At 75.4% G+C, this 23,834-nt stretch carries 17 protein-coding genes and 1 tRNA gene; 6 read left to right on the top strand and 12 right to left on the bottom strand.

The annotated features are described in order from the left end of the window. Positions 1–55: 55 nt before the first annotated feature. Positions 56–1,726: an endo-1,4-beta-xylanase gene (locus tag ABRQ22_RS21160; RefSeq protein ID WP_353708082.1), complete on the top strand. Its 1,671-nt coding sequence runs from the start codon at positions 56–58 to the stop codon at positions 1,724–1,726. A gap of 59 nt (positions 1,727–1,785) precedes the next feature. Here ABRQ22_RS21160 and ABRQ22_RS21155 read toward each other — a convergent pair whose 3' ends face one another. Then, positions 1,786–3,156: a hypothetical protein gene (locus ABRQ22_RS21155; protein WP_353708081.1), complete on the bottom strand. Its 1,371-nt coding sequence runs from the start codon at positions 3,154–3,156 to the stop codon at positions 1,786–1,788. A gap of 144 nt (positions 3,157–3,300) precedes the next feature. On the opposite strand from ABRQ22_RS21155, the gene ABRQ22_RS21150 reads away from it, so the two are divergent. From ABRQ22_RS21150 to ABRQ22_RS21140, 3 genes are all read left to right on the top strand, one after another. Further along, positions 3,301–4,287 (top strand): DNA topoisomerase IB, encoded by a 987-nt coding sequence (locus tag ABRQ22_RS21150; RefSeq protein WP_253051210.1) that lies wholly within the window; start codon positions 3,301–3,303, stop codon positions 4,285–4,287. Next, positions 4,284–5,849, top strand: coding sequence for an SDR family oxidoreductase (locus ABRQ22_RS21145; RefSeq protein WP_353708080.1), 1,566 nt, complete (start codon positions 4,284–4,286; stop codon positions 5,847–5,849). The genes ABRQ22_RS21150 and ABRQ22_RS21145 overlap by 4 nt, the downstream gene beginning before the upstream one ends. A 73-nt stretch (positions 5,850–5,922) precedes the next feature. Further along, positions 5,923–8,523, top strand: a complete 2,601-nt coding sequence (locus ABRQ22_RS21140; protein ID WP_353708079.1) for a glycoside hydrolase family 9 protein — start codon at positions 5,923–5,925, stop codon at positions 8,521–8,523. Positions 8,524–8,580: 57 nt separating this feature from the next. On the opposite strand, the gene ABRQ22_RS21135 is transcribed toward ABRQ22_RS21140, so the two are convergent. The 8 genes from ABRQ22_RS21135 to ABRQ22_RS21100 form a co-directional block, all read right to left on the bottom strand. Next, complete coding sequence (locus tag ABRQ22_RS21135) at positions 8,581–9,078, bottom strand: thioesterase family protein (protein WP_253051207.1); 498 nt, start codon at positions 9,076–9,078, stop codon at positions 8,581–8,583. Between the two features lie 188 nt (positions 9,079–9,266). After that, complete coding sequence (locus ABRQ22_RS21130; protein ID WP_353708078.1) at positions 9,267–11,054, bottom strand: GTPase; 1,788 nt, start codon at positions 11,052–11,054, stop codon at positions 9,267–9,269. Then, entirely contained in the window at positions 11,051–13,105 is a 2,055-nt protein-coding gene (locus tag ABRQ22_RS21125) for a dynamin family protein (RefSeq protein WP_353708077.1), read from the bottom strand. The genes ABRQ22_RS21130 and ABRQ22_RS21125 overlap by 4 nt, the downstream gene beginning before the upstream one ends. A gap of 148 nt (positions 13,106–13,253) precedes the next feature. After that, on the bottom strand, positions 13,254–14,255 hold the full coding sequence (locus tag ABRQ22_RS21120; protein ID WP_353708076.1) for an aminoglycoside phosphotransferase family protein: 1,002 nt from the start codon (positions 14,253–14,255) through the stop codon (positions 13,254–13,256). 197 nt (positions 14,256–14,452) lie between these two features. Then, a complete protein-coding gene (gene ettA / locus ABRQ22_RS21115) occupies positions 14,453–16,135 on the bottom strand; it encodes an energy-dependent translational throttle protein EttA (protein WP_047233192.1) in 1,683 nt (560 codons plus the stop codon). Positions 16,136–16,269: 134 nt separating this feature from the next. Further along, positions 16,270–16,917 (bottom strand): single-stranded DNA-binding protein, encoded by a 648-nt coding sequence (locus ABRQ22_RS21110; protein ID WP_353708075.1) that lies wholly within the window; start codon positions 16,915–16,917, stop codon positions 16,270–16,272. Positions 16,918–16,961: 44 nt separating this feature from the next. Next, positions 16,962–18,548 carry an ABC transporter gene (locus ABRQ22_RS21105; protein ID WP_353708074.1) on the bottom strand — a complete coding sequence of 529 codons (1,587 nt, stop codon included), beginning with the start codon at positions 18,546–18,548 and terminating at the stop codon, positions 16,962–16,964. Continuing rightward, entirely contained in the window at positions 18,545–20,227 is a 1,683-nt protein-coding gene (locus ABRQ22_RS21100) for a GTPase (RefSeq protein ID WP_353708073.1), read from the bottom strand. Before ABRQ22_RS21100 ends, ABRQ22_RS21105 begins: the two co-directional genes overlap by 4 nt. A 132-nt stretch (positions 20,228–20,359) precedes the next feature. Here ABRQ22_RS21100 and ABRQ22_RS21095 point away from each other — a divergent pair. After that, a tRNA-Arg gene (locus tag ABRQ22_RS21095) sits at positions 20,360–20,435 on the top strand. A 376-nt stretch (positions 20,436–20,811) separates the two neighbouring features. On the opposite strand, the gene ABRQ22_RS21090 is transcribed toward ABRQ22_RS21095, so the two are convergent. Genes ABRQ22_RS21090 through ABRQ22_RS21080 form a run of 3 tightly spaced genes read right to left on the bottom strand, consistent with a single transcriptional unit; the run spans position 20,812 to position 22,277 of the window. Next, positions 20,812–21,093: a hypothetical protein gene (locus ABRQ22_RS21090; RefSeq protein WP_253051200.1), complete on the bottom strand. Its 282-nt coding sequence runs from the start codon at positions 21,091–21,093 to the stop codon at positions 20,812–20,814. Between the two features lie 30 nt (positions 21,094–21,123). Beyond that, positions 21,124–21,540 (bottom strand): PPOX class F420-dependent oxidoreductase, encoded by a 417-nt coding sequence (locus ABRQ22_RS21085; RefSeq protein WP_353708072.1) that lies wholly within the window; start codon positions 21,538–21,540, stop codon positions 21,124–21,126. Further along, a complete protein-coding gene (locus ABRQ22_RS21080; protein WP_353708071.1) occupies positions 21,537–22,277 on the bottom strand; it encodes an SDR family oxidoreductase in 741 nt (246 codons plus the stop codon). Before ABRQ22_RS21080 ends, ABRQ22_RS21085 begins: the two co-directional genes overlap by 4 nt. A 305-nt stretch (positions 22,278–22,582) precedes the next feature. Here ABRQ22_RS21080 and ABRQ22_RS21075 point away from each other — a divergent pair, with 305 nt between their 5' ends. Further along, positions 22,583–23,800, top strand: coding sequence for a toxic anion resistance protein (locus tag ABRQ22_RS21075; protein WP_353708070.1), 1,218 nt, complete (start codon positions 22,583–22,585; stop codon positions 23,798–23,800). The last annotated feature ends 34 nt before the right edge of the window (positions 23,801–23,834 follow it).

Genomic DNA, 23,834 nt, shown 5'->3' with positions numbered 1-23,834 from the left:
CGACCGCCGGTCCTGTGCGACGTTCGATATCGATATCGACCCGAAGGGTGCACCCATGACCAGGACCATCTGGAGACGACCTCTCGCGACGACGCTCGCGACCACGGCGCTCGTCGCCGCGACCGTCCTCCCGGTCGCCACGACCGCGACCGCCGCCACCGAGCCGCTCGGCGACGCCGCCGCGAGGCACGGCAAGACCGTCGGCTTCGCGCTCGACCCCGGCCGCCTCTCGGAGAGCGGCTACCGGGCGGTCGCCGACCGCGAGTTCTCGCTCGTCGTCGGGGAGAACGCGATGAAGTGGGACGCGACCGAACCCGCCCGGGGCTCGTTCTCCTGGGGGGCAGCCGACCAGGTCGCGAGCTACGCGGCCGCGCAGGGCGCGGACCTCTACGGCCACACGCTCGTGTGGCACCAACAGCTCCCCGGCTGGGTCCAGGGCCTGACGGGCACGGAGCTGCGCACCGCCATGACGGACCACGTCAGCGCCGTCGCCGGGCACTTCGCCGGCGACGTCGAGGCGTGGGACGTCGTCAACGAGGCGTTCGAGGACGACGGCTCCCGCCGGCAGAGCGTCTTCCAGCAGCGCCTCGGAGACGGCTACATCGAGGACGCCTTCCGCGCCGCACGGGCGGCCGACCCGGACGCGGACCTGTGCCTCAACGACTACAGCACCGACGGGATCAACGCGAAGAGCACGGCGATCTACGACCTCGTCGCCGACTTCAAGGCCCGCGGTGTGCCGATCGACTGCGTCGGGTTCCAGGCGCACCTGATCGTGGGCCAGGTCCCGTCGACCCTGACCCAGAACCTCCGGCGGTTCGCCGACCTCGGCGTGGACGTGCGCATCACCGAGCTCGACATCCGCATGAACACTCCCGCCGACGCGCAGAAGCTGGCGCAGCAGGCGTCGGACTACGCGAAGGTCTTCCAGGCCTGCCTCGACGTCGACCGCTGCACGGGCGTCACGCTGTGGGGCATCACCGACAGGTACTCGTGGATCCCGGGCGTGTTCCCGGGGCAGGGCGCCGCGCTCGTCTGGGACGACGCGTACGCGCCCAAGCCCGCGTACGCGGCGATCGCCGAGGTCCTCGGCGCACGGGACGACGGACCGGGCGGCGACGAGCAGGCGCCGTCGGCCCCGACCGGCCTGCGGGTCACCGGCACCACGACCTCCTCGATCTCGCTCGCGTGGAACGCCTCCACCGACGACGTCGGCGTCGCGGGGTACCGCGTGTTCCGCGACGGGACCCAGGTCGCCGAGGTCGCCGCGACGTCGTTCACCGACACCGGCCTCGCCGCGGGCACCGCGCACGTCTACGCGGTGCGCGCGGTCGACGCGGCGGGCAACCTCTCGGCCACGTCCGGCACCGTGACCGGCGAGACCGAGGAGGGTGGCGGCGAACCCACCGGGACCTGCACCGTCGCCTACACGGCGAGCTCCTGGAACACGGGCTTCACCGGCTCGATCCGGATCACCAACGACTCGACGACCGCGCTGCACGGCTGGACCCTGAGGTTCGCGTTCCCGGACGGGCAGACCGTCCAGCAGGGCTGGTCGGCGCAGTACGCGCAGCAGGGCTCGACCGTCACCGTCACCCCGGCGCCGTGGAACACCACGCTCGGCGCGGGCGCGAGCGTGGACATCGGCTTCAACGGCGCCCACTCCGGGATCAACACCGAGCCGACCTCCTTCACGCTCGACGGCGCCGCCTGCGAGGTCGCCTGAGCGAGCGCGGGCGCCGTCCGGGGCGTGCAGGGGCCGCCCCGGGCGGCGCTCGCGCGGGATCAGTCCTCGAGGACGGGGACGGGGGTGCCGTCCGCGGTACGCCCCACCACGACCACCGGGGGCACGTCGGTGGGTGCCACCCGCTCGAGGTCGGCGCCCTCGCGGGCCCAGGTCGCCGGGTCGGGGCGCGGCCACGTGAGCGTCGACCCCTCGACGCGCTTGCCGTCCGTCGACGCGAGGACCTCGACGGACACGACCTCGCCCGGCCCGACCACCACGAGCTCGGGCCGCGGCTCGGCGTCACCGCCGGGACCGCCGTCGATCCACTGCGCGACGAGCGGGGGGATCCGCGTCGTCGCCGGCGACCCCGGCGCGACCTCGCCGCCCCCGAGCCGGTCGGTCCGCGGGTCGCCCGGCTCCTCGCCGTCGGCGGGCGCCGGCGCCGGCCGGGAGGCGTAGACCTCCCACCACGCCCGGGGGTCCCACGCGCTCGTCGTGACCGCGACGACCGCCAGGGGCGTCCCGTCCCGCAGCGCGACCCCGTCCCAGAGCGCGGCGACCGGCGGGTCGGCGCGGCGCCGCTCCTCCGTGCCGCGATACGCGCCGAGGAGCGCGCTCCAGGTGGGAGCACCCGCGGCGGGGTCGAGGAGCCGGTCCCACAGCGTGTCGAGGTCGGCCGTGGTCACCGCGCCTCCGTCGGTGAACAGCAGACCCGGGTCGTCGCCGTCGGGGACCGCGCTCACCGAGGCCGCCCGGATCGCGCCACCGCGCTGGCCGACGAGCAGGCCCTCGTCGACGGGAACGGTCACGACGACCGGCGCGTCGTCGCCCTCGCCCCGGGGATGCACGACCTCGAGGCCGTCCGGCTCCGCACCGCGGGCGAGCGACTCGGCGAGCAGCAGCAGACCGTCGTCGAGCTCGACGGCCGCGCGCGAGGCCCACCGTTGCTCGTCGCTGTCCGCGAGGATCCGGTAGGCGTCGGTCCGCTCGCCCTCGGCGTCGACCGGCGCGAGGAAGGTCGCGACGTGGTCGTCCGAGCGGAGCGCGACGAGGCGGCCGGTGGGCGCGTCGTCGAGGCGGAGCTCGTAACGGCTCTCGAACGCGAGATCGGCTGCGGGGACGTCCCCGGCCCACAGCACCTCGATGGGCTCGTCGGCGGCGGGCGGCTCCTCCTGCCCGCCGACGTCCTCGCGCCGCCAGGCGTCGGCGGCGGCCTCGACGTCCTCGAAGGGCGCGCCGTCCACGGTGAGACCGCCCCGGGTCGGGTAGCCCTCGAGGGTCGACGTGCTCACCGGCTCGTCGACCGGATCGGTGCCACCCCGCGCGACCAGCCAGAGGGTCAGCGCCCCGGCGAGCACGAGCGCCACCGCCCCGCCGACCAGCACGCGCCCCCTGCGGGTCCGCCACCACGGGCTCTCCGACGTCGTCATGTCCCCTCCCTCGTCCGCGCCCGCCACGCTAGCCATGACGGGGCGCCGCCGGAGGCTCGGGCCATGGGGACCGCTCCCCATGCGCCGCGCGGCCTCGGTGCTCCCTGCCGCGCGAGCGGGCGTCGCGTCCCGCACCATGACCGGGTGCGACTGCGTCGGGTGTCCGTGACCTCCCCCGGGTACTCCCGCCGCCCGAAGGGCGACTCCTGGGTGTTCCTCGACGTCGAGGGGACTCCGCTCGCCGACGAGGACGAGGTCGCGCGGTGCACGCGCCTCGCGGTCCCTCCCGCCTGGACCGACGTCTGGATCTGCCGGTACCCGAACGGGCACATCCAGGCGTTCGGGCGCGACGTCGCCGGTCGCGGCCAGTACCTGTACCACGAGCAGTGGCAGGTGCGCCGTGCGCGGCGCAAGCACGACCACGTGCTCGACGTCGGCCGGCGCCTGCCCGCGGCCCGGCGGCGGGTCGCGCGCGAGCTCGCGCAGCCCGGCATGGGTCGCGAGAAGGTGCTCGCCCTGGCGTTCCGGCTGCTCGACCTCGCGTACTTCCGCGCCGGCGGCGAGATCTACGCGAAGCAGAACGCCAGCTACGGCCTGGCGACGATCCGCAAGGAGCACGCGCGGGTGCGGCGCGACGGGAGCGTGCACTTCCGCTATCCCGCGAAGTCGGGCCAGGTCCGCGACGTCGTCGTGGACGACCCGGTGGTCGCCGAGCTCGTCACGACGCTCAAGCGGCGCCGCGGCGGCGTCGAGCTGCTCGCGTGGCGCGAGGACGGGCCCGACGGCCGGGCCGCGTGGCACGACGTCACGAGCGCCGACGTCCAGGCGGGCATCAAGGAACGGCTCGGCGAGGACGCGACGCCCAAGGACTTCCGCACGTGGCACGCCACCGTCCTCGCGGCGCGCGCGCTCGCCGACGCCGGGGCCGCGCCGGCCTCGGAGCGGGCGCGGCGACGGGTCGTCACGGGGATCGTCAAGGACGTCGCGGAGGAGCTGGGGAACACGCCCGCCGTCGCGCGGTCGTCGTACATCGACCCGCGCCTGTTCGACCTGTGGGAGCGCGGCGAGACCATCGGGTCCACCCGGTCGCAGGCGCGAGCCGAGCGCGAGCTCCTGGAGCTGCTCTCGTGAGGGCCGCGGTCACCGGCGTCACCGGCTACGTGGGCGGGCGGCTCGTGCCCGAGCTGCTGCGCGCGGGGTTCGAGGTGCGCGCGCTCGCGCGGCACCCCGAGCGGCTCGCGGGGCGCGAGTGGGTGCACGACGTCGAGACGGTGTCCGCCGACGCCGCCGACCTCGGGCAGATCCGGGCCGCGCTCGAGGGCGCCGACGTCGCGTACTACCTCGTGCACTCGCTCGGGACCGGGAGCACGTTCGAGGCGCGCGACCGCCGCACCGCGCTGACGTTCGCCCAGGCGGCGCGCGAGGCGGGGGTCGGGCGGATCGTGTACCTCGGCGGGATGTTCCCCGACGTCCCGGAGGGCACGCTCTCGCGCCACCTCGCCTCGCGCAAGGAGGTCGGCGAGATCCTGCTCGCCTCGGGCGTCCCGACGACGGTCCTCCAGGCGGCGGTGATCCTCGGCTCCGGGTCCGCGTCGTTCGAGATGATGCGCTACCTCACCGAGCGGCTCCCCGCCATGACGACGCCGAGGTGGGTCGACAACCGCATCCAGCCCATCGCGGTCCGGGACGTGCTGCGCTACCTCGTCGGGTCCGCGACGATGCCGCCCGACGTCTCACGCGCGTTCGACGTCGGCGGGCCCGACGTCCTCACGTACCGCGACATGATGCAGCGCTACGCGAAGGTGGCCGGGCTCCCCCGCCGCGCGATCGTCAGCGTCCCGGTGCTCACTCCGAGGCTGTCGAGCCTGTGGGTCGGGCTCGTCACGCCCGTGCCGTCGGGCATCGCACGCCCGCTCGTCGAGTCGCTCCAGCACGAGGTCGTGTGCCGCGAGCACGACATCGCGCGGTACGTGCCCGACCCGCCCGAGGGCCTCGTCGGGTTCGACCGCGCCGTCGCGCTGGCCCTGGAGCGCGTCCACGACGGCGAGGTGACGACGCGCTGGTCGTCCGCCTCGGTACCGGGAGCGCCGTCGGACCCGCTGCCGAGCGACCCCGACTGGGCCGGCGGCTCGCTGTACGTCGACGAGCGGCGGACCGTCGTCGACGCGCCGCGCGACGTGCTCTGGCGCGTCGTCGAGGAGATCGGCGGGCAGGGCGGCTGGTACTCGTGGTCGCTCGCGTGGCGCGTGCGCGGGCTCCTGGACCGCGCGGTCGGCGGGCCGGGGCTGCGCCGCGGTCGGCGCGACGAGCGGCACCTGCGCGTGGACGACGAGCTCGACTGGTGGCGCGTCGAGGCGATCGAACCCGGCCGTCGGCTGCTGCTCCGGGCCGAGATGCGCCTGCCGGGGCTCGCGTGGCTCGAGCTGCGCGTCGACGAGGCGGCCGCGGAGCTGCCCGACGCGACCGACCCCGCCGCGCCCGGGCCCTCGCCCGAGGACGCGAGCGGTCCGGGCCGGACCTACTTCGCCCAGCGCGCGCTGTTCTACCCGCACGGCCTCGCGGGCCAGCTCTACTGGTGGGCGGTCAAGCCGTTCCACGGCGTCGTGTTCGGCGGGATGCAGCGCAACGTCGCCGCCGCCGCGGAGCGCGCCGCTCGCGCCGGCGAAACGTTTCAGGGTCGCGCGCGTCCTTGACCCCGGCTCCGCCGCGTCCGGACAGTGGCGTCGACCTGCGTCGACGCGGACGCAGCCGGACCGAGAGGCAGCCATGCACCCACGACCCACCGCGGCCCTCGCCGCGGGCGCCCTGCTCGTCGCGAGCCTCGCTGCCGCGACCCCGGCCGCGGCCGCGCCGGGTCCGACGCCGGCCCCCGCGGCGGCCGCCGCTGCCGCCACGGCGCCGAACTACGCCGAGGCCCTCCAGAAGTCGCTGTTCTTCTACGACGCCCAGCGCTCGGGCGACCTCCCCGACGACTTCCGCGTGAGCTGGCGCGGCGACTCCGCGCTCGACGACGGCGCCGACGTCGGGCTCGACCTCACGGGCGGCTGGTACGACGCGGGCGACCACGTGAAGTTCGGGCTGCCCATGGCGTTCACCACGACGATGCTCGCCTGGGGAGCGATCGCGAGCCCCGACGGGTACGCGGCGTCGGGGCAGCGCGACGAGCTGCTCGACTCGCTGCGCTGGGTCAACGACTACTTCGTCAAGGCCCACCCCGAGCCGGACGTGCTCTACGCGCAGGTGGGCGACGGCGACGCGGACCACACGTGGTGGGGACCCGCTGAGGCGATGCAGATGGCCCGCCCGGCGTACAAGGTCGACCCGTCGTGCCCCGGGAGCGACGTCGCGGGCGAGACCGCGGCAGCCATGGCCGCGTCGTCGATCGTCTTCGCGGACTCCGACCCGGCGTACGCGGCCGAGCTCGTCGAGCACGCCGAGCAGCTCTACGACTTCGCCGACACGTACCGCGGGAAGTACTCCGACTGCGTGCCCGCGGGCGCCTTCTACAACTCGTGGTCGGGCTACCAGGACGAGCTCGTGTGGGGCGCGTACTGGCTCTACGAGGCGACGGGCGACGCGTCGTACCTCGCCAAGGCGGAGCAGGAGTACGCCGGGCTCTCGCGGGAGAACCAGACGAGCACGCCCTCGTACCGCTGGACGATCGCGTGGGACGACAAGACCTACGGCACGTACGCGCTGCTCGCGCAGGCGACGGGCAAGCAGCAGTACGTCGACGACGCGAACCGGTGGCTCGACTACTGGACCACCGGGTACCAGGGGGCGCGCGTGCGCTACTCCCCCGGCGGGCAGGCCTTCCTCGACTCCTGGGGCTCGCTGCGCTACGCCGCGAACACCGCGTTCGTCGCGCTGACGTACGGCGACTGGCTGCGGGGCCGCGGCGACGCGACCCGCGCGCAGACGTACCAGGACTTCGGCGAGCGCCAGATCGGCTACGCGCTCGGCGACAACCCGCGCGGCGCGTCGTACGTCGTCGGGTACGGCGAGGACTCGCCGCAGAACCCGCACCACCGCACCGCGCACGGCTCGTGGCTCGACTCGCTCGCCGAGCCTGCGGCGACGCGGCACGTGCTGTACGGCGCGCTCGTCGGCGGCCCGGGCGCGCCGGACGACGCCTACACGGACAGCCGCTCCGACTACGTCGCGAACGAGGTCGCCACGGACTACAACGCAGGCTTCACGTCGGCTCTCGCCTTCCTCGTCGCCGAGCACGGGGGCTCCCCGCTCGCGGACTTCCCCCAGCCCGAGACGCCCGACCAGGACGAGTTCTTCGTCGAGTCGCGCCTCAACCAGCCCGGCACCGCGTTCACGGAGATCAAGGCCGTCCTGCGCAACCGGTCGGCGTTCCCGGCGCGCGTGCTGGACGACGTGCGCCTGCGGTACTGGTTCACGCTCGACGACGGCGCCGACCCGGCGACCCTGCGCGCCACGACGAACTACTCCGAGTGCCCCGGCGCGACGGCGAGCGTCGGCCACGCGGGCGGCGACCAGTACTTCGTCGAGATCGACTGCTCGGGCTCGGTCGTCTCCCCCGGCGGCCAGTCCCAGCACCGCCGCGAGGTGCAGTTCCGCGTCACGGCGGACGTCTGGGACGCCGCGGACGACTGGTCCTTCGCGCAGGTCGCGACGGGCGACGCCCTGGCGAAGAACGCGCGCATCACCCTCTACGAGGGCGACGGGCTGCTGTGGGGCGACGAGCCGTCGGCGGGGCCCGTCGAGCCGGACACCACGCCGCCGTCGACCCCGGGGGCGCCGACGGTCTCGGCTGTCACCGCGGCCGGGGCGACCGTCGCGTGGGCGCCGTCCACGGACGCGGGCAGCGGCGTCTCCGGGTACGACGTCCTGCTCGACGGCGTGCGGGTCGCGACCACGCCGGGCACGACGCTGGCCCTGACGGGACTCGCCCCCGAGACGACCTACCGCGTCGCCCTCGTCGCGACCGACCGGGCCGGGAACGCGTCCGCGCCCGGGCCGGCGGCGACGTTCACGACCCCGGCCGCGTCGACGGGTCCCGCGCCCGGCGCCTGCGCCGTCCGCTGGTCGTCGAGCGACTGGGGCTCCGGCGGGACGGTGACCCTCCGGCTCACGAACACGGGCACGACGGCGCTCGACGGGTGGGCGCTCGCGTTCGCCCTCCCGTCCGGGCAGACCGTGACGAACGGCTGGAGCGCCACCTGGACGCAGTCCGGCGCCGACGTCACCGTGCGGTCCGCCACCTGGAACGGCGGCCTCGCCCCGGGGGCGTCCGTGGAGGTCGGCGCGAACGTCGCGCACGGCGGGACGAACACGCCGCCTGCACGGTTCACGCTGGTCGGCCGGTCGGGCGAGACGGAGTGCACCGTCGGGTGAGCCCTCGCCCGGGTGCGTCGCTCGCGCCGGGACGCTGCTCCCCGGCGCGAGCGACGGTCACCTGCGGCGGCGGAAGGTCAGCGGGTCCTCGACGAACGGCTCCCAGGCCGCACGCTCGGCCTCGGTGATGCGGCGGGGCGCCCCCGTCGCCGCGTCGACCACGACGATCGTCGTCACGGCCTTCGCGTAGGGGGCACCGCCCGAGGTGGGGCCGGTGCGCTCGAAGCGCGCGGCGCCGTCGTGCACCTCGTAGCAGACCTCCAGGCTCGCACCGCCGAGGTGCCCGATCCACAGCTCCACCCGCACGGGCGTGCGCGTGAAGCCGAGGGGGCGCAGGTACTCGATCTCCTGCCGCGCCACGAGCGTGTGGCTCGTCGCGGCCGGCCCGGTCTCCAGGACCGCCGTCGGCCAGGCGTCCTCGCCGGCGTCCGGGTGGGTCCAGAACGCCGTGATGCGCGCGTCCTCGAGCAGCCGGAACATCTCGACGTTGTTGACGTGGGCGTACGCGTCGAGGTCGGACCACCGCAGGGAGACGGGGACGTGCAGGCGGGTCATGGAGGGTCCTCTCGTTCGACGGTGGCACGCTCATTCTCCCCTCCCGCACACCCCGCCCTACCCCCGCGCCGCCACCGGCCCCGGGGGCCCGCCGCCGAGCACGACACCACCCCGCGCCGAGCACGACATGAGGGTCGTGATGGGCGCGTTGACGACCCTCATGTCGTGTTCGGCGGGGAGGCGGGTCGTCAGGAGGCCGCGACCAGGGCCGCGGCGCGGCAGCTCGCCAGCGCGGACAGCTCCTCGCCGACCGGGAGCCGCACCAGGCGGTCGGCGACCTGGCCGACGGCCTCGCGCAGGCGGCGTCGGGCACGGGCCGCCCGGCGGCGCCCGCCCACGGACGCGGCGGCGCGCGAGAGCACGGCGACGACGATGCCGACGACGATGCCGCCGAGCGCGAGCAGGGTCGGCCACGGGAGCTCGGGTGCGCCGGGCCCGCCGAGCGTGAGCACGGGCGTCGGCGGCTCGGGCAGGCGCAGGTAGGTGAACCCCCACAGCGCGGCGAGCCACAGCAGCCCCACCACGAGCGCTGCGAGCACGAGCCACTGCAACGCGCCGACGACGCGCCACCACACCGGGCGGCGCGACGCCTCGAGCTCCGTCCCGGCGACCGCCTGGTCGAGCGCGTCGGCGAGGTCGCTCGCGCCCTCGGAGGCCCGACGCCGCACGGCGAGCGCCCAGTCGTCCGGCACCCCCGCGGTGGCCTCGGCCGCGTAGTCGCGCACGGCGGTCTGCGCACCGGCGCGCAGCGCCGCCCCGACCGCGGGGAGCGACGTCCGGGCGAGCTCCGGCCGCAGCTCCGTCTCGCCCGCTCCCAGCTCCTTCGCCGCGCGCGCCCGGGACGAGCCGGGAGCGGGTCCCGTCCGGAGCCCGATGCGGCGCAGGGGGTCGGGCCGGAACCGCCCGACCCAGCGCGTGACGGGCCAGCCGGTCGCCGCGCGCGCGTCCCGGACCGCCGAGCCCCGCACGGCCGCGACGACCGTCGGCACGCCCGCGGCGGCCTCGAGCGCGTCGACGAGCCCGTCGCGCGCCCGTCGCGCGGCGCGCTCCGGCACGGGCTCGCCGCACGCGGCCGCGACCCGACGGGCGACGGCGCGCACGTCGGCCGCGAGCCGGTCGTTCGCCGCCCGCCGCCGGGCTGCGGCGTCCGCGAGCAGACCCCGGAGCTCGTCGAGACCCTGTCCCGTGCGCGCGGAGACCCCGAGGACGCGCGCGTCGCCGAGCCCGTCCTCCACGGCGAGCCGGCGCAGGTCCGCGAGGCACGCGTCGGCGTCGGCGGGCGAGAGCCGGTCGACCTGGTTGAGCACGAGCACGACGACCGAGTCGTGCCCCGCGAGCGGGCGCAGGTAGCGCTCGTGCAGCGCGGCGTCCGCGTACTTCTGCGGGTCCGCGACCCACACGAGCAGGTCCGCGCGCTCGACGAGGCGCTCCGCGCGCACGCGGTGCTCGACGACCACCGAGTCGTGGTCGGGCAGGTCGAGCAGCACGAGGCCGCTCGTGACGTCACCCGCGCGTCGGCCGCGCAGGAGGCCGCGCAGCCCGCCGCCCGCGCGCGCGTCGTCCGGGTCGCCCGACGTGAGGGGCGTGCCCATCTCGTGCCGGCGCCGCACCTCGAGCCAGTCGAGGAGGGCCCCCGCGCCCGCCGCACCGGGAGTGCCACCAGGCGCCACGCCGCCCGTCGGGTGCCCCGCCCCACCCGTCCCCCACACGGCAGCCAGCGGGTGCGACGTCGTCGGGCGCTGGACCCCGACCGCCGCGAGCTCGTCCCCGACGAGCGCGTTGAAGACCGACGACTTGCCCGATCCCGTCGCACCGGCGAGCGCGACGACGGTGTGGTCGGCCGAGAGGCCCGCACGCTCGCGCGCCCGGGCGACGACGGTGCGCGCGTCGGCGAGCAGGTCGGCGTCGAGGCGCCCCTCGCCCGCGCGGACGGCGGTCTCGAGCGCGGTCGTGCGCGCCGCGAGGTCGATCGTCATGCGCGCTCACCGCCCAGGAGCCGTCGCCAGAACCCGGGTCTGCGGCGCGGCTCGTCGTCGGCCTCGGGCACGCTCGCAGGCTCGTCGTCCTCCGCACCGCGCCGGCCCGCGCCCCGCAGGAGCCGCGCGGCGTGCCGCCCGGTGGTCGGTCGAGCCGTGTCCTGGTCCCGCCCGCGCGCCCGGCGCTCGACCCGCGCCGCCGCCTCGACCGCGCGCGCGGCCTCGCGCACGGTGCGCGCCGTCTCGCCCGCCTCCGCGGTGCCGAGAGCGTCGAGCTGGGCCGTGTAGCGCCGCGCCTCGTCGTCGAGCACGGCACGCACACGCTCGGCGAGGCGATCGCGCGCCGTCCGGGTGAGGCGCCGGACCGCGTCGTCGCCGAACACAGCCTCGAGGAGCTTCTGCGCGAGGATCGCCGTCCCGCCCGCGATGCCGACCTCCGCGCCGGTGAGACCGCCCGTCGACGCGAACACGACGACCATGAGGCTCAGCCCGAGCCCGTTGATCCCGAACGACAGCGCGCGTGCCGCCCCGCGCTTGCCCGCACCCTGCTCGCGCACGAGGTCGAGGACGTCGGACTGCCACCCCCGGATCTCCTCCGCGACCCGCGCCCGCACGCCCGCCGACGAGCGCGAGAGGTCGAGCCCGTCCAGGAGCGCCGTGCCCGCCGGGTCGGCGCGCCACCCGCCGTACGCGCGCTCGGCGGCCGCGTCCGTGGCGTCGAGCACGACGGCCTCCAGCCCGTGCGCGATCGCCTGCTCGACCTGCGGCGCCTGCGCCGGACGCCCACGGAAGAACGCCGCGACGGCGTCGCGCACGCGCCCGACGCCCTGCTCGACGGAGCGGAACAGCTCGCTCGTCCCGACGAAGTCCTGCCAGCGCGCGAGCACCTCGCCGCGCAGCAGCGCGCCGTCGCTCGTGGCGGCGTCGACGGTGGCCGCGGCCTCGTCGTACGCGCGCCCGACGACGGCCCGCAGGCGCGCGTCGGACGTCGCCTGGGCGTCTGCGGCTCCGGCCACGAGCACGGCACGGCGCACGAGGTCGTCCACGACGCCGTCCCGCGTCGCGGTCGCGACCCGGTCGCGCGCGGCGCCGTCGGCCCCCAGCGCGGACAGCCACGACGCGACCTCCGAGACGGACCGCTCCGGGAGGAAGCCGTCGACCAGCTCGGACTCCCCCACGACGAACAGCGGCGCGGTGTCCAGCCCGTTCTCGTCCATCATGCGGCGGAGGTCGTCGGCCACCGCCTCGGCTCCCGGGTCGACCCGGTCGAGCACGATCGCGACCTGCGCACGCCGCTCGGCCGCACGGTGCAGGAGGTCCCACGGGACCGCGTCGGCGTAGCGCGCGGCCGTCGTGACGAAGAGCCACAGGTCCGCCGCGGCGAGGAGCTGGGCCGCGAGCTCGCGGTTCGCCGTCTCCACGGAGTCGACGTCGGGCGCGTCCACGAGCGCGAGACCCTGCGGCAGCGCGTCGCTCGCGAGCGTGCGCGTCGGGTCGGCCGGGCTCGCGGTCGAGGTTCCCGCGGCCCGGCCGGGCACGGCGGTCGCGTCGCGCGCGACCGCGACGGGGTCCCGCCCGTGCTCGCTCACGCGCGCGAGGCCGGGGAGCACGCGGTCGGTGGAGAACCAGCGCTCGTCCAGCGGGTGGTGCACGAGGACGGGAGCGCGGGTGGTCGGCCGCAGCACGCCGGGCGCGGACACGTGCTCGCCCAGCAGCGAGTTCACGAGCGTCGACTTCCCCGCGCCGGTGGACCCGCCGACGACGACGAGCAGCGGCGCGGCGTGCGAGCGCAGGCGCGGCAGCAGGTAGTCGTCGAGCTGGTGCACCGCCAGGTCGAGGTCCTCGCGCGCCGCCGCCGAGCCCGGCAGGTCGAGCGGCAGCCGCGCGGCCGCGAGCCGGCCGCGCAGGATCTCCAGGGACTCGACGAGCCCCGCCGTCGCCGCGGCGCCCGCGGCGACGGCCCCGCCGGTCGCCGCGCCGCCCGGCCCCGCGCCGCCCCCTGCGGCCACGTCCGTGCGGACGTCGTCTCCGGGGTCACCGCTGGCCGTCATCCCGCCAGTCTGCCGGAACGCCGCTGGTCAGGCCCGGTGTGACACGGTCGGACCCCACCCTCTCCGCACGCGAGGTCGACCCGCCCGGCATCAGATCGGCCCTCCGAGGGTCGATCTGGGACGCTCGGGTCGATCTCGCGGTCGTGGCTCACTCCCCCAGGCGGCGCCGGAGCCACGCGACCCCCACCTCGGCCTGCGCGCGCTGGAACGCCCGCACGTGCGGGATCCCCGGCGGCGCGGGGTCGAGCGAGGACGCGAGGAAGTACCCCGTGAGCGCCGCGAGGTAGCAGGTCACGGCGTCGGGCTCGACGTCGCGCGGCAGCGGGTGCCGCCGGAGCACCTCTTCCGGCGGCGGGCCGCCCTCGACCTGCACGGCCGGGAGCATGCCGACCGCGTCGCAGAACGCGGCGCCGCGCGCGGCGTACGGCCAGTCGACGGCGACGGCGACGTGCCCGTCCGTGGCGCGCTCGCCGTGGACCGCGGCCCCCAGCACCGCGCCGTCCACGAGCAGGGCGTTGTCTCCCCGGAGGTCGCCGTGGACGAGATGGTCGCCCGCGGTGGCCTCGGGCCACGGCTCGGCGAGCGTGGCGAGCCGGTCGAGCCGGGCCGCAACCCACGGGTCGTACGTGCTCAGACCCGGCGGACGGCGGTCCGCGAGGTCCTCCCACTCGCGCCACCGGACGGTCTCCGCGAAGCGCGGGAGCGGCGCGTCCCCGGGGACCTCGACCTCCGCGACGCGGCGTGCGAGGCCGGCCACCGCGGCGAGCTCGTCGTCCCGCCACGGCGTGGCCACGGACCGGCCGGGAACGGCGTCGAACGCCAGCGCGACCCACTCGCCGACGCCGTCGAGGTCGTCGTCGAGGACCCACCGGAGCGCGGGTGCCGGCGTCCCCGCCGGCAGCGCCGCGGCGACGCGCGCCTCGAGCCGGTACAGGTCGCGGGTGAACGCGTGCTCGGGCCCGACCGCCTTGACGAACACGTCCCCGCCGCTCGTCCGCAGCGTGGACGCGAGCCCTTGCGAGTAGCCGCCGTCGTGGCTCGTCCACCCCGAGACGACGGCGCCCAGCCGGGCCTCGACGGCGGCGCGCACCGCCCGCGGGAGGTCGGGCCAGACGGGGCGTACGCGCGAGGGAGCGAGGTCGAGGGTCATGCCGCGCGATCCTGCCGAGGTGCCGACGGCGGCGTCAACGGGTTTCCGCGCCCGCAGCGGCGCGGGAGCAAGCGGGCGCGGAACCCGCGAACTCCCGGACACCCGGACACCCGGACACCCGGACACAGACGCACACACGCACAGACGCCGGACGGGAACGAGTCCCGCCCGGCGTCGTGGTCGCTCGACTCGCGGCGTCAGTCGCGCGTGAGCTTGCGGTACGTCACGCGGTGCGGGCGCGCAGCGTCGGCACCGAGGCGCTCGACCTTGTTCTCCTCGTAGGACGCGAAGTTGCCCTCGAACCAGTACCAGTTCGCCGGGTCCTCCTCCGTGCCCTCGTACGCGAGGATGTGCGTCGCGACCCGGTCGAGGAACCACCGGTCGTGGGACACCACGACGGCGCAGCCCGGGAACTCGAGCAGCGCGTTCTCGAGCGATCCCAGGGTCTCGACGTCGAGGTCGTTCGTCGGCTCGTCGAGCAGCAGGAGGTTGCCGCCCTGCTTGAGCGTGAGCGCGAGGTTGAGACGGTTGCGCTCACCGCCCGACAGCACGCCCGCGGGCTTCTGCTGGTCCGGGCCCTTGAAACCGAACGACGCGACGTAGGCGCGCGACGGGATCTCGACGTTGCCGACCTTGATGAAGTCGAGACCGTCGGACACGACCTCCCACAGCGTCTTCTTCGGGTCGATGCCGCCGCGCGACTGGTCGACGTAGGAGATCGACACGGTCTCGCCGACCTTGAGGTCGCCGCCGTCCAGCGGCTCGAGCCCGACGATCGTCTTGAACAGCGTCGTCTTGCCGACGCCGTTCGGGCCGATGACCCCGACGATGCCGTTGCGCGGCAGCGTGAAGCTCAGGCCGTCGATGAGCTGGCGCCCGTCGAAGCCCTTCTGGAGGTTCGACGCCTCGAGGACCACGTTGCCCAGGCGCGGGCCCGGCGGGATCTGGATCTCCTCGAAGTCGAGCTTCCTCGTGCGCTCGGCCTCGGCCGCCATCTCCTCGTACCGGGCGAGGCGGGCCTTCGACTTGGTCTGGCGGCCCTTCGCGTTGGACCGGACCCACTCCAGCTCCTCCTTGAGGCGCTTGGCGAGCTTGGCGTCCTTCTTGCCCTGGACCTGGAGGCGTTCGCCCTTCTTCTCGAGGTAGGTCGAGTAGTTGCCCTCGTAGGGGTACAGGCGGCCGCGGTCGACCTCGCAGATCCACTCCGCGACGTGGTCGAGGAAGTACCGGTCGTGGGTGACGGCGAGGATCGCGCCGGGGTACGTCGCGAGGTGCTGCTCGAGCCACAGCACGGACTCGGCGTCCAGGTGGTTCGTGGGCTCGTCGAGCAGCAGCAGGTCCGGCTTCTCGAGCAGGAGCTTGCACAGCGCGACGCGGCGACGCTCACCACCGGAGAGCACCGACACGTCGGCGTCCGGCGGCGGGCAGCGCAGCGCGTCCATCGCCTGCTCGAGCTGCGAGTCGAGGTCCCACGCGTCCGCGGCGTCGATGGCCTCCTGCAGCGTGCCCATCTCGGCGAGGAGCGCGTCGAAGTCCGCGTCGGGCTCCGCCATGAGCGCGGAGATCTCGTCGAAGCGCTGCTTCTTGGCGAGGATGTCCGCGACGGCCTCCTGCACGTTGCCGAGGACCGTCTTCTCCTCGTTGAGCGGCGGCTCCTGGAGCAGGATGCCGACGCTGTAGCCCGGGGAGAGGCGCGCCTCGCCGTTCGACGGCGTGTCCAGGCCGGCCATGATCTTGAGGATCGTGGACTTCCCGGCGCCGTTGGGGCCCACGACGCCGATCTTGGCGCCGGGCAGGAAGTTCAGGGAGACGTCGTCGAGGATGACCTTGTCTCCGTGCGCCTTGCGCGCCTTGTACATGGAGTAGATGAACTCAGCCACAGCCTGTCGTTCCACCGTTTCGGTCGGGAGAGGTACGGGATTCGTCGACCACTCAGCCTACGCGGTCGTGCCACCGGGGCGCGCCCGACGGCGCCGCGACCCCCGCGGGCCGCGGCACCGCCCGCAGGCGTCGCTCAGACGGACGCCAGCGCGCCGGTCTCGGCGTCGGCCACCGGCTCGGCGTCGACGTCGGCGGGTGCGTCGGCGTCGGACGGCTCGCCGGGCTCGCCCGCGAGCTCCGCGCCGGCGTCCGCGAGGGTCCACGGGTCGTCGAGCGGCGCGCCCTCGAACGCGGCGCCGTCGTGCGGCGCGGCGCCCGGTCGGCCGGACGACCGGTCCGGCCCGTCCGGGCCACCCGCGGTGCCGACCGCCACGGCACCGGCCGCATCGCCCCGGCGCGCGCCGTCGTCCTCGCGCCGGTGGACCGTGCGGGCGAACCGGGCCTCGCCGAGCGTCAGGTCGGGGCCGAGCGCGGTGGCCTCCACGACGAGGCTGGTGCGCGGGCCGTCCGGGCCGTCCCACTCGTCGAGCGAGAGCCGCCCCGTGACGACCACGGGGTCGCCCTTGTGCAGGGACAGCGCGACGTTGCGCGCGACGTGCTTCCACGCCTTGACGGTGAACCACAGCGTGCGGCCGTCGACCCACTCGCCGCGCTCGCGGTCGAGGTAGCGGCGCGTCTGGGCGATGCGGAAGCTCGTGAAGTCGTTGCCGGACTGCGAGCGGAACAGCGTGGGCGTGGTCGCGACGAAGCCGGACAGCGTGACCGTGACGTCACCGGGCATGGTTCCTCCTGAGGTCGGCGGCCGGGCTGGTCCCGACCACCGCCTCAGGGTGCGGTGGGAGCGGCGGTGCCGTCCGTCGTCGTGCCGTCGCCTGTGGACGGGCCCGCGACCTCCGGGCCTGTGGGTAGCCGTAGCGCCCCGGTGAGCGGCGCCGCGGGCGCCTTGTCCCGGGCGGACTGCGCCAGCTCGCGGACCTGACGGTGGGTGTCGAGGAGCGCCTGGGTCGGCTTGCCCATGGCGTCCTGCACGACCCGCTCGATCGCTCCCCGGCCGGACGCGAGCACCTGCTGCTCGCGCCGTCGCGCGAGCGTGCGGCGCACCTGGAGCGCGACGAGGAACGCGACCACGGCGCCGAGCACGGCGACCGCCGCGACGACCGCGCACACGGTGACGAGCGTCCGCCCGAGGTCGAGCACGCGCAGCGAGCCGAGCACGGCGAGGACGCCCGCGACGACCCCGAGGCCGAGCGCCGTCCAGGCCGCGCGCCGCGTCGGGCGCGACGACGAGGGCCCGCGCGTGTCGAGAGGGATCTTCGCGAGCGCCGACCGCGTCGCCTCCGCGACCTTCCCCGACGGCGCGACGGCGGCGTCGAGCGCCCTCTGCCACCCCGGTCGCAGGGACCGCCCGGCGCGCGCGAGCCAGCGCGAGCGCGAGAGCGCGACGGCGTCGGGCTGCGGCGGCGAGAACTCGGGTCGGCCGTAGCCGTTGCGCACCGCCGCGCCGACCTGCCCGGCGACGGCGGCGAGGCCCGTCGCGTCGGCGAGCGCGTCGACCTCCTCCTCGACGGCCGTGCTCATGGTCCACGGCACGTCGCCCGGGAGCTGCTCCAGCAGGAGCACGCCCGCCCGGTCGAGCTCGCCGGCGACGCGGCTCGCGGCGACGCTGCGCCGCGCGACCGCCTGCTCCAGCAGCGAGCGCAGCTCGTCCAGGCCCTCGCCCGTGCGGGCGGAGACGGTCGTGACGTAGACGCCGTCGAGCCCGTCCTCCTCGAGCAGTCGCCCCATGTCCTCGACGAGCGAAGCACGGCGCGCCTCGGGGACGGTGTCGATCTGGTTGAGCGCGACGACCATCGACCCCTCGAGCCCCGCCGACTTCTGCAGGTAGCCCGAGTGCAGCGCGTCGTCCGCGTACTTCTGCGGGTCCACGACCCACACGAGCAGGTCGACGAGCGGGAGCACCCGGTCGACGACGTCGCGGTGCGCGGGCTCGATCGAGTCGTGGTCCGGGAGGTCGAGCAGGACGAGTCCGCCGAGCGCCGCCTCGTCCTCGGCGTCGAGCTCGCCGTCGCGCGTGATGCGGCGCTCCGGGTCCACCTCGAGCCAGTCGAGCAGGGCCGTCGCCGCGCCGCTCCACGAGCACGCGGTGACGCGCGCCGTCGTCGGGCGCTTCACGCCGACGTCCGCGAAGTCGAGCCGCGACACGCGGTTGAACAGGCTCGACTTGCCCGACCCGGTGCCGCCCGCGAGCGCGACGACCGTGTGGTCGACGCCGAGCGCGAGGCGCTCGCGCACGCCCCCGATCGCGTCGCGCACCTGGGCCGCGACCGCGGGGTCGAGGCGGTCCCCCGCGAGGTCCACCGCGCGCGCGAGGTCGTCGACCCGGGCACGCAGCTGGGCGTCGTGGGACGTCACATGAGCCTCCTCAGCTCGGCGAGTCGTAGGCGCAGCCCGACGGCGGCGTCCGCGGCGAGCGCGGGGTCGGCGAGCGCGGTGAGGACGGGCTCGGCCTCGCGCTCGACCATGGTCGCGGCCCGGTCGGCGAGGTCCTCGCGCAGCGCCGCGAGCGCGTCGTCGCCCGTGTCGGCGAGCACGGTCCGCACGAGTCGGGCCGCGTCGTCGCTCCCGGCGGCGCCCGCGAGCAGCAGGGCGGCGAGACCGGTCTCGCCGAACGCCTTGACCGCCGCCCGGGCGGGCTCGCCAGCCGTCGGGGCGGCGAGCTCGGAGACGACCTGCTCGGCCCGCCGGGACCACTGGAGCACCTGGGTCGTGGCCGAGGCCTCGCGCCGCGCGGCGGCGTCCTCCTCGGTCGGCAGGACGTCGGAGGCTCCTGGCAGCGGCCGGTCCCCGTCGAGCGCGGCGCGCAGCGCCTCGTGGGCCAGGACGCCGTTCGCGGCGAGCGTGCGGTGCGCGGCGTCGCGCGTCTCGTCGAGCAGCGGGGCGAGCACGAGGTCGCGCGCGCGCCCGCGGCGCTTGGACGACCGGACCACGCCGCCGCGCACCTTGACGCGGTCCACGCGCTCCGCGCCCGTCACCTGGGCCCACCGCGCCTCGAGCGACCCGTGCGCGACGGCGCCGTCCAGCGCGGCCCGGCGTGCGGCGTCCCGCACGGGCGGGACCGCCTTCTCCGCCGCCGAGCGCAGGTCCGCCGCGGCCTCCACCTGCTGCTCCACCGCGTCCGAGACGCCCGTGACCCACGCGGGCAGCGCGCCGAGCGCCCCCTTGAGCGTGCGCACGATCACCGCGCGCGACCGGTCCGGTCCCGCGAGCATCGTGAGCCAGCGCGCGACCGGCGCCACGACGGAGCGGTCGAGCAGTCCCTCGTGCGGGCCGACGTCGGGCACGACGAAGAGCGGGGTCCCGTCCATGCCGTGGTCGCGCAGGCGCTGCAGCAGGTCGCCGCGGATCGTCGTGAGGGTCTCGCGCGGGACGCGGTTGAGCACCATCGCGACGCTCGCGCCACGCTCCTTCGCGCGCGACAGCGCCTGCCACGGCAGCGCGTCGCCGTAGCGCGAGGCGGTCGTGACGAACAGCCACAGGTCCGCCGCCTCGAGCAGCAGGCTCGCCGTGTCGCGGTTCTCGGACAGGAGCGAGTCGAGGTCCGGGGCGTCGAGCAGGCCCGTGCCGCGCGGGACGCCGTCGTGGTCGACGACGCGCGCGACGCGCGTCACTGGGCCCTCGACGATCACGTCCGCGTCGAGCGGGTTGAACGCGAGGACCGGCTCGCGCGTCGTGGGCCGCAGCACGCCCGCCTGCGACACCTCCTCGCCGAGCAGCGAGTTGTACAGCGTCGACTTGCCCGCGCCCGTCGACCCCGCGATGACGACGATCGCCGGGGAGGACAGCTCGCGCAGCCGCGGCAGCAGGTGCTCGTCGAGCTGCGTGAGGAGGCGGCGCCGTGACGCGTCCGACTCCGCCGCGCCCTCGATCGCGAGCGGGAGGCGCACGTCCGCCACGTCGCGGCGCAGGTCGCGCGCGACGTCGTAGACCGTGACACCGAGCTCCTCGGTCGCCTGCGCGGGCCTCCACGAGCCCGGCGACCGGCCGGGCGCGGCGGGGCTCGCGTCGCTCGTGGCGGCGTCTGGGGTTCTCACTGGTTCATAGTGACGGCTGCCGGGGGCCCCGCCAAACGCACGCGCCGCACGACGCGCGACCACCCCACCTGCACGTCCGTCATCACGGCCCCACCTCCCGAGCACGCCCCGCGCCCACTACGATGGGCGCGCGCCTCGATAGCTCAATGGATAGAGCAACGGCCTTCTAATCCGTAGGTTGCAGGTTCGAGTCCTGCTCGGGGCACCACACGTGACCGGTGCGAACACGCCCCGGTACAGCCCCCGTTCGTTCTCGCGCCGCAGGCCTCCGTACGCGTCGTCGTCCCCGGAGCGCCCATTCTGAGTCGTCCTCCGAGAACGCGGCGCCCGCTCCCGGGCCGATCTCTCGACCGTAGGCCCCGGAGCGGTGGTGGCGAGAGGTGGCGAGGACCTGGACCCCCCTCCTACGGTGGACGGGCGGCCGAGGTGCCGCAGGGGGCACCGGTCGGTGAAGAAGCCCGCGGCCGGTGCACCTCTTCGACGGGCCACCGCCCGCCGGAGTGTTCGAAGGCGTCCCTGCTCCTCCACGTCGAGGGGCGGGGGCGCTCGTCCGGGACGCGGTCCGGGCCGACGTCGCGGCAGGGTCACCCGTCCGGTTCGACGACGTAGCCCGCGCGCTCGACGGCGGCGAGGAACGCCGCGAGGTCGGGCGCCTCCCGCAGGAGCGACCCGAGCGTGCCCTCGTGCAGCGTGGCGGTGAACGTCGCCGTCGCGAAGGGGTGCGTGACCGGCGCGGTTCCGGGCAGCGGGGGCGGCACGGAGGCGCTCACGAGCACGCCCGGCTCGCCGCGCACGACGAGCACGACCCGCCCGTCCCGCAGGACGCGGTACCGCGGCACCGTCCCGTCCGTCCTCGCGTCGCCCACGGGTCCACGGTAGGGCCCGGCCGCCCGCGCTCAGCCGAACGACGGCGCCGTCGCGTGGTCGATCTCGACCAGGTAGGCGTGCCGCTCCTCCCCGCGCGGGTAGGGGTTGCCGGTGTAGAGGACGGAGAGCCTGTCGACGACCGCCCAGCCCACGTCGCCGTCGAGCACCTCGACGACGCGTCCGCGCAGGGTCGCCATGACGTAGGGGTTCCCGGTCTCCGTCACGGACACCGCGACGCGCGGGTCGCGCGCGAGGTTGCGCGCCTTGCGCGAGCCGGGCCCGGTGAGGAACGCGAGCCGCTCCCCCTCCCAGCCGACCCAGAGCGGCACGACGTGCGGGCCGCCGTCGGGCAGGACGGTCGCGAGGTGCGCGACGTGCGGTCCGGCGACGAGCGTGCGGGCGACCTCGGGGACATGGGCGGGCCCGGGGACGAAGCCGGCGCTCACACGATCGCCCCGCACGAGAGGTCGACGACGACCCCCGTCGTCGCGCCCGCGGCGTCGGACGCGAGGTACACGGCCGTGCCGGCGACCTCGGAGAGGCGGGGCAGGCGGCCGAGCAGCGTGTCCTGCACGAGCACGGGCAGGTCGTCGTCCGACGCGCCGACGGTCTCGGGCGTGAAGTTGGGCCGCAGCCCGACGACGCGCACGCCGTGGCGGCCGACCTCGCCGGCGAGGCTGCGCACGAGCGTCTCGATCGACGCGCACGCGAGGCTGAACCCGCCCATCTCGTGCCGCGACTCGCGCGCCGCCGTCGACGACAGCATGACGATCGCCCCGGACCCCTGGGGGATCATGTGCCGCGCCGCGGCGGTCGCGGTGAGGAAGTGGGTCGTCGTCGCGGACACGACCGGCGCCACGAAGTCCTCGAGGGACATGTCGACGAGCGGGACGTCCTGCAGCACGTCGTACGCGACGGCGTTGAACGACACGTCGAGGCTCCCCGCCTGCTCGACCACCGCGGCCGCGTGCGCGTCGACCGACTCCTTGTCCGTCGCGTCGACGACGGCGGGGTGCGCCTGCCCGCCGGCGGCGCGGACCTCGTTCGCGAGCGCGTCGAGCGTGGCGGCCGTGCGTCCCGCGAGGAAGACGCGCGCGCCCGCGGCGGCGAACGCGCGGCTCACCGCCGACCCCATCGACCCCGCGGCGCCGTAGACCACGGCGTTCTTCCCGGCGAGCTGCATCTCTCGGTCCTTTCCCCGGTGGTGGCGCGCTCGTCCACGGACGGTGGGCGCGGCGAACTCTCGCACACGGACGACGGCGCGCGCGGGCGGAACTCATCGGCCCCCCGGACGTTGGGTCTGGCATGGGGAGTTCTCACCCTCCCGATCCCCGGAAAGGGTAAAGATCAGGCCACCCGTCGTAGATATACTCGGCCGACCGGCGCAGGCCGGTTCCGCCCGGTTCGCCCGGGTCGAGGGGGAGGCCGCGAGGGCCGCCCCACCCGCCACCGACGGCGTCCGACGGCACGCACGAGCGAAGGACAGACATGACCGAGGCAGCACCGCTCCAGCCCCCCGCCCCGACGGAGACGCTCACGCTCAGCGCCCCGGAGCCCGTCAAGCCGGTCGCCGCCACGCAGGCGCCGTCGCTCGCGCCGCGCGTCGACGAGGCCGCGATCCCGGGCCTCGAGTCGAAGGTCTCCACCTACCTCGACCAGCTCCTCGCGACGGACACGCGCTCGCCCGACTTCGCGGCGAAGGCCGACGACATCCGCAAGATGGGCGACAAGGACATCCGTGCCGCGGCCGACGTGTCCAACCGCATGCTCGAGATGCCGGTCAAGGAGCTGCGCGAGGGCGGCGTCTCCGACGGCTCCAAGGTGAGCAAGTCGCTGCTCGAGCTGCGCCGCACGGTCGAGGACCTCGACCCGAGCGAGGCGAGCATGGGCAAGAAGTTCCTGGGCCTCATCCCGTTCGGCGGGAAGCTCCAGGACTACTTCCGCCGCTACGAGAGCTCGCAGAAGCAGCTCAACGCGATCGTCCAGTCGCTCTACAACGGCCAGGACGAGCTCCGCAAGGACAACGCCGCGCTCAACCTCGAGAAGCAGAACCTCTGGGACTCGATGGCGCGCCTCAACCAGTACATCTTCATCGCCGAGCGCCTCGACACCGAGCTCTCGACGAAGATCGCCGAGCTGGAGGCGAGCGACCCCGAGCGCGCCCAGGCGCTGCGCGAGGACGTGCTGTTCTACGTCCGCCAGAAGCACCAGGACCTGCTGACGCAGCTCGCGGTGTCCATCCAGGGCTACCTCGCGATGGACATCATCATGAAGAACAACGTCGAGCTCATCAAGGGCGTCGACCGCGCGACGACCACGACGATCTCCGCCCTGCGCACGGCCGTCATCGTGGCGCAGGCGCTCGCGAACCAGAAGCTCGTGCTGGACCAGATCACCGCGCTCAACACGACGACGTCGAACATGATCGCCTCGACCTCGAAGATGCTGGCCGACCAGTCGGCGAGCATCCAGCAGCAGGCCGCGAGCGCGACGGTCGGCCTCCCCCAGCTCCAGCAGGCGTTCGCCAACATCTACGCGACGCTCGACTCGATCTCGACGTTCAAGACGCAGGCGCTCGACTCGATGGCGCAGACCATCGGCGTGCTGGAGACCGAGACGACGAAGGCGAACGAGTACCTCGACCGCGCACGCCGCTCGGACCAGTCCCAGGTCGGCAACGGCTCGCTCGACATCGGGCGCCTGTGACCCCTGGCGCCGCCCGCCCTCCGTCCTCCCGCGG

The sequence above is a fragment of the Cellulosimicrobium sp. ES-005 genome (assembly GCF_040448685.1).
Taxonomy (GTDB): domain Bacteria; phylum Actinomycetota; class Actinomycetes; order Actinomycetales; family Cellulomonadaceae; genus Cellulosimicrobium; species Cellulosimicrobium cellulans_G.
This window is presented reverse-complemented; position numbering and strand designations above follow the sequence as displayed.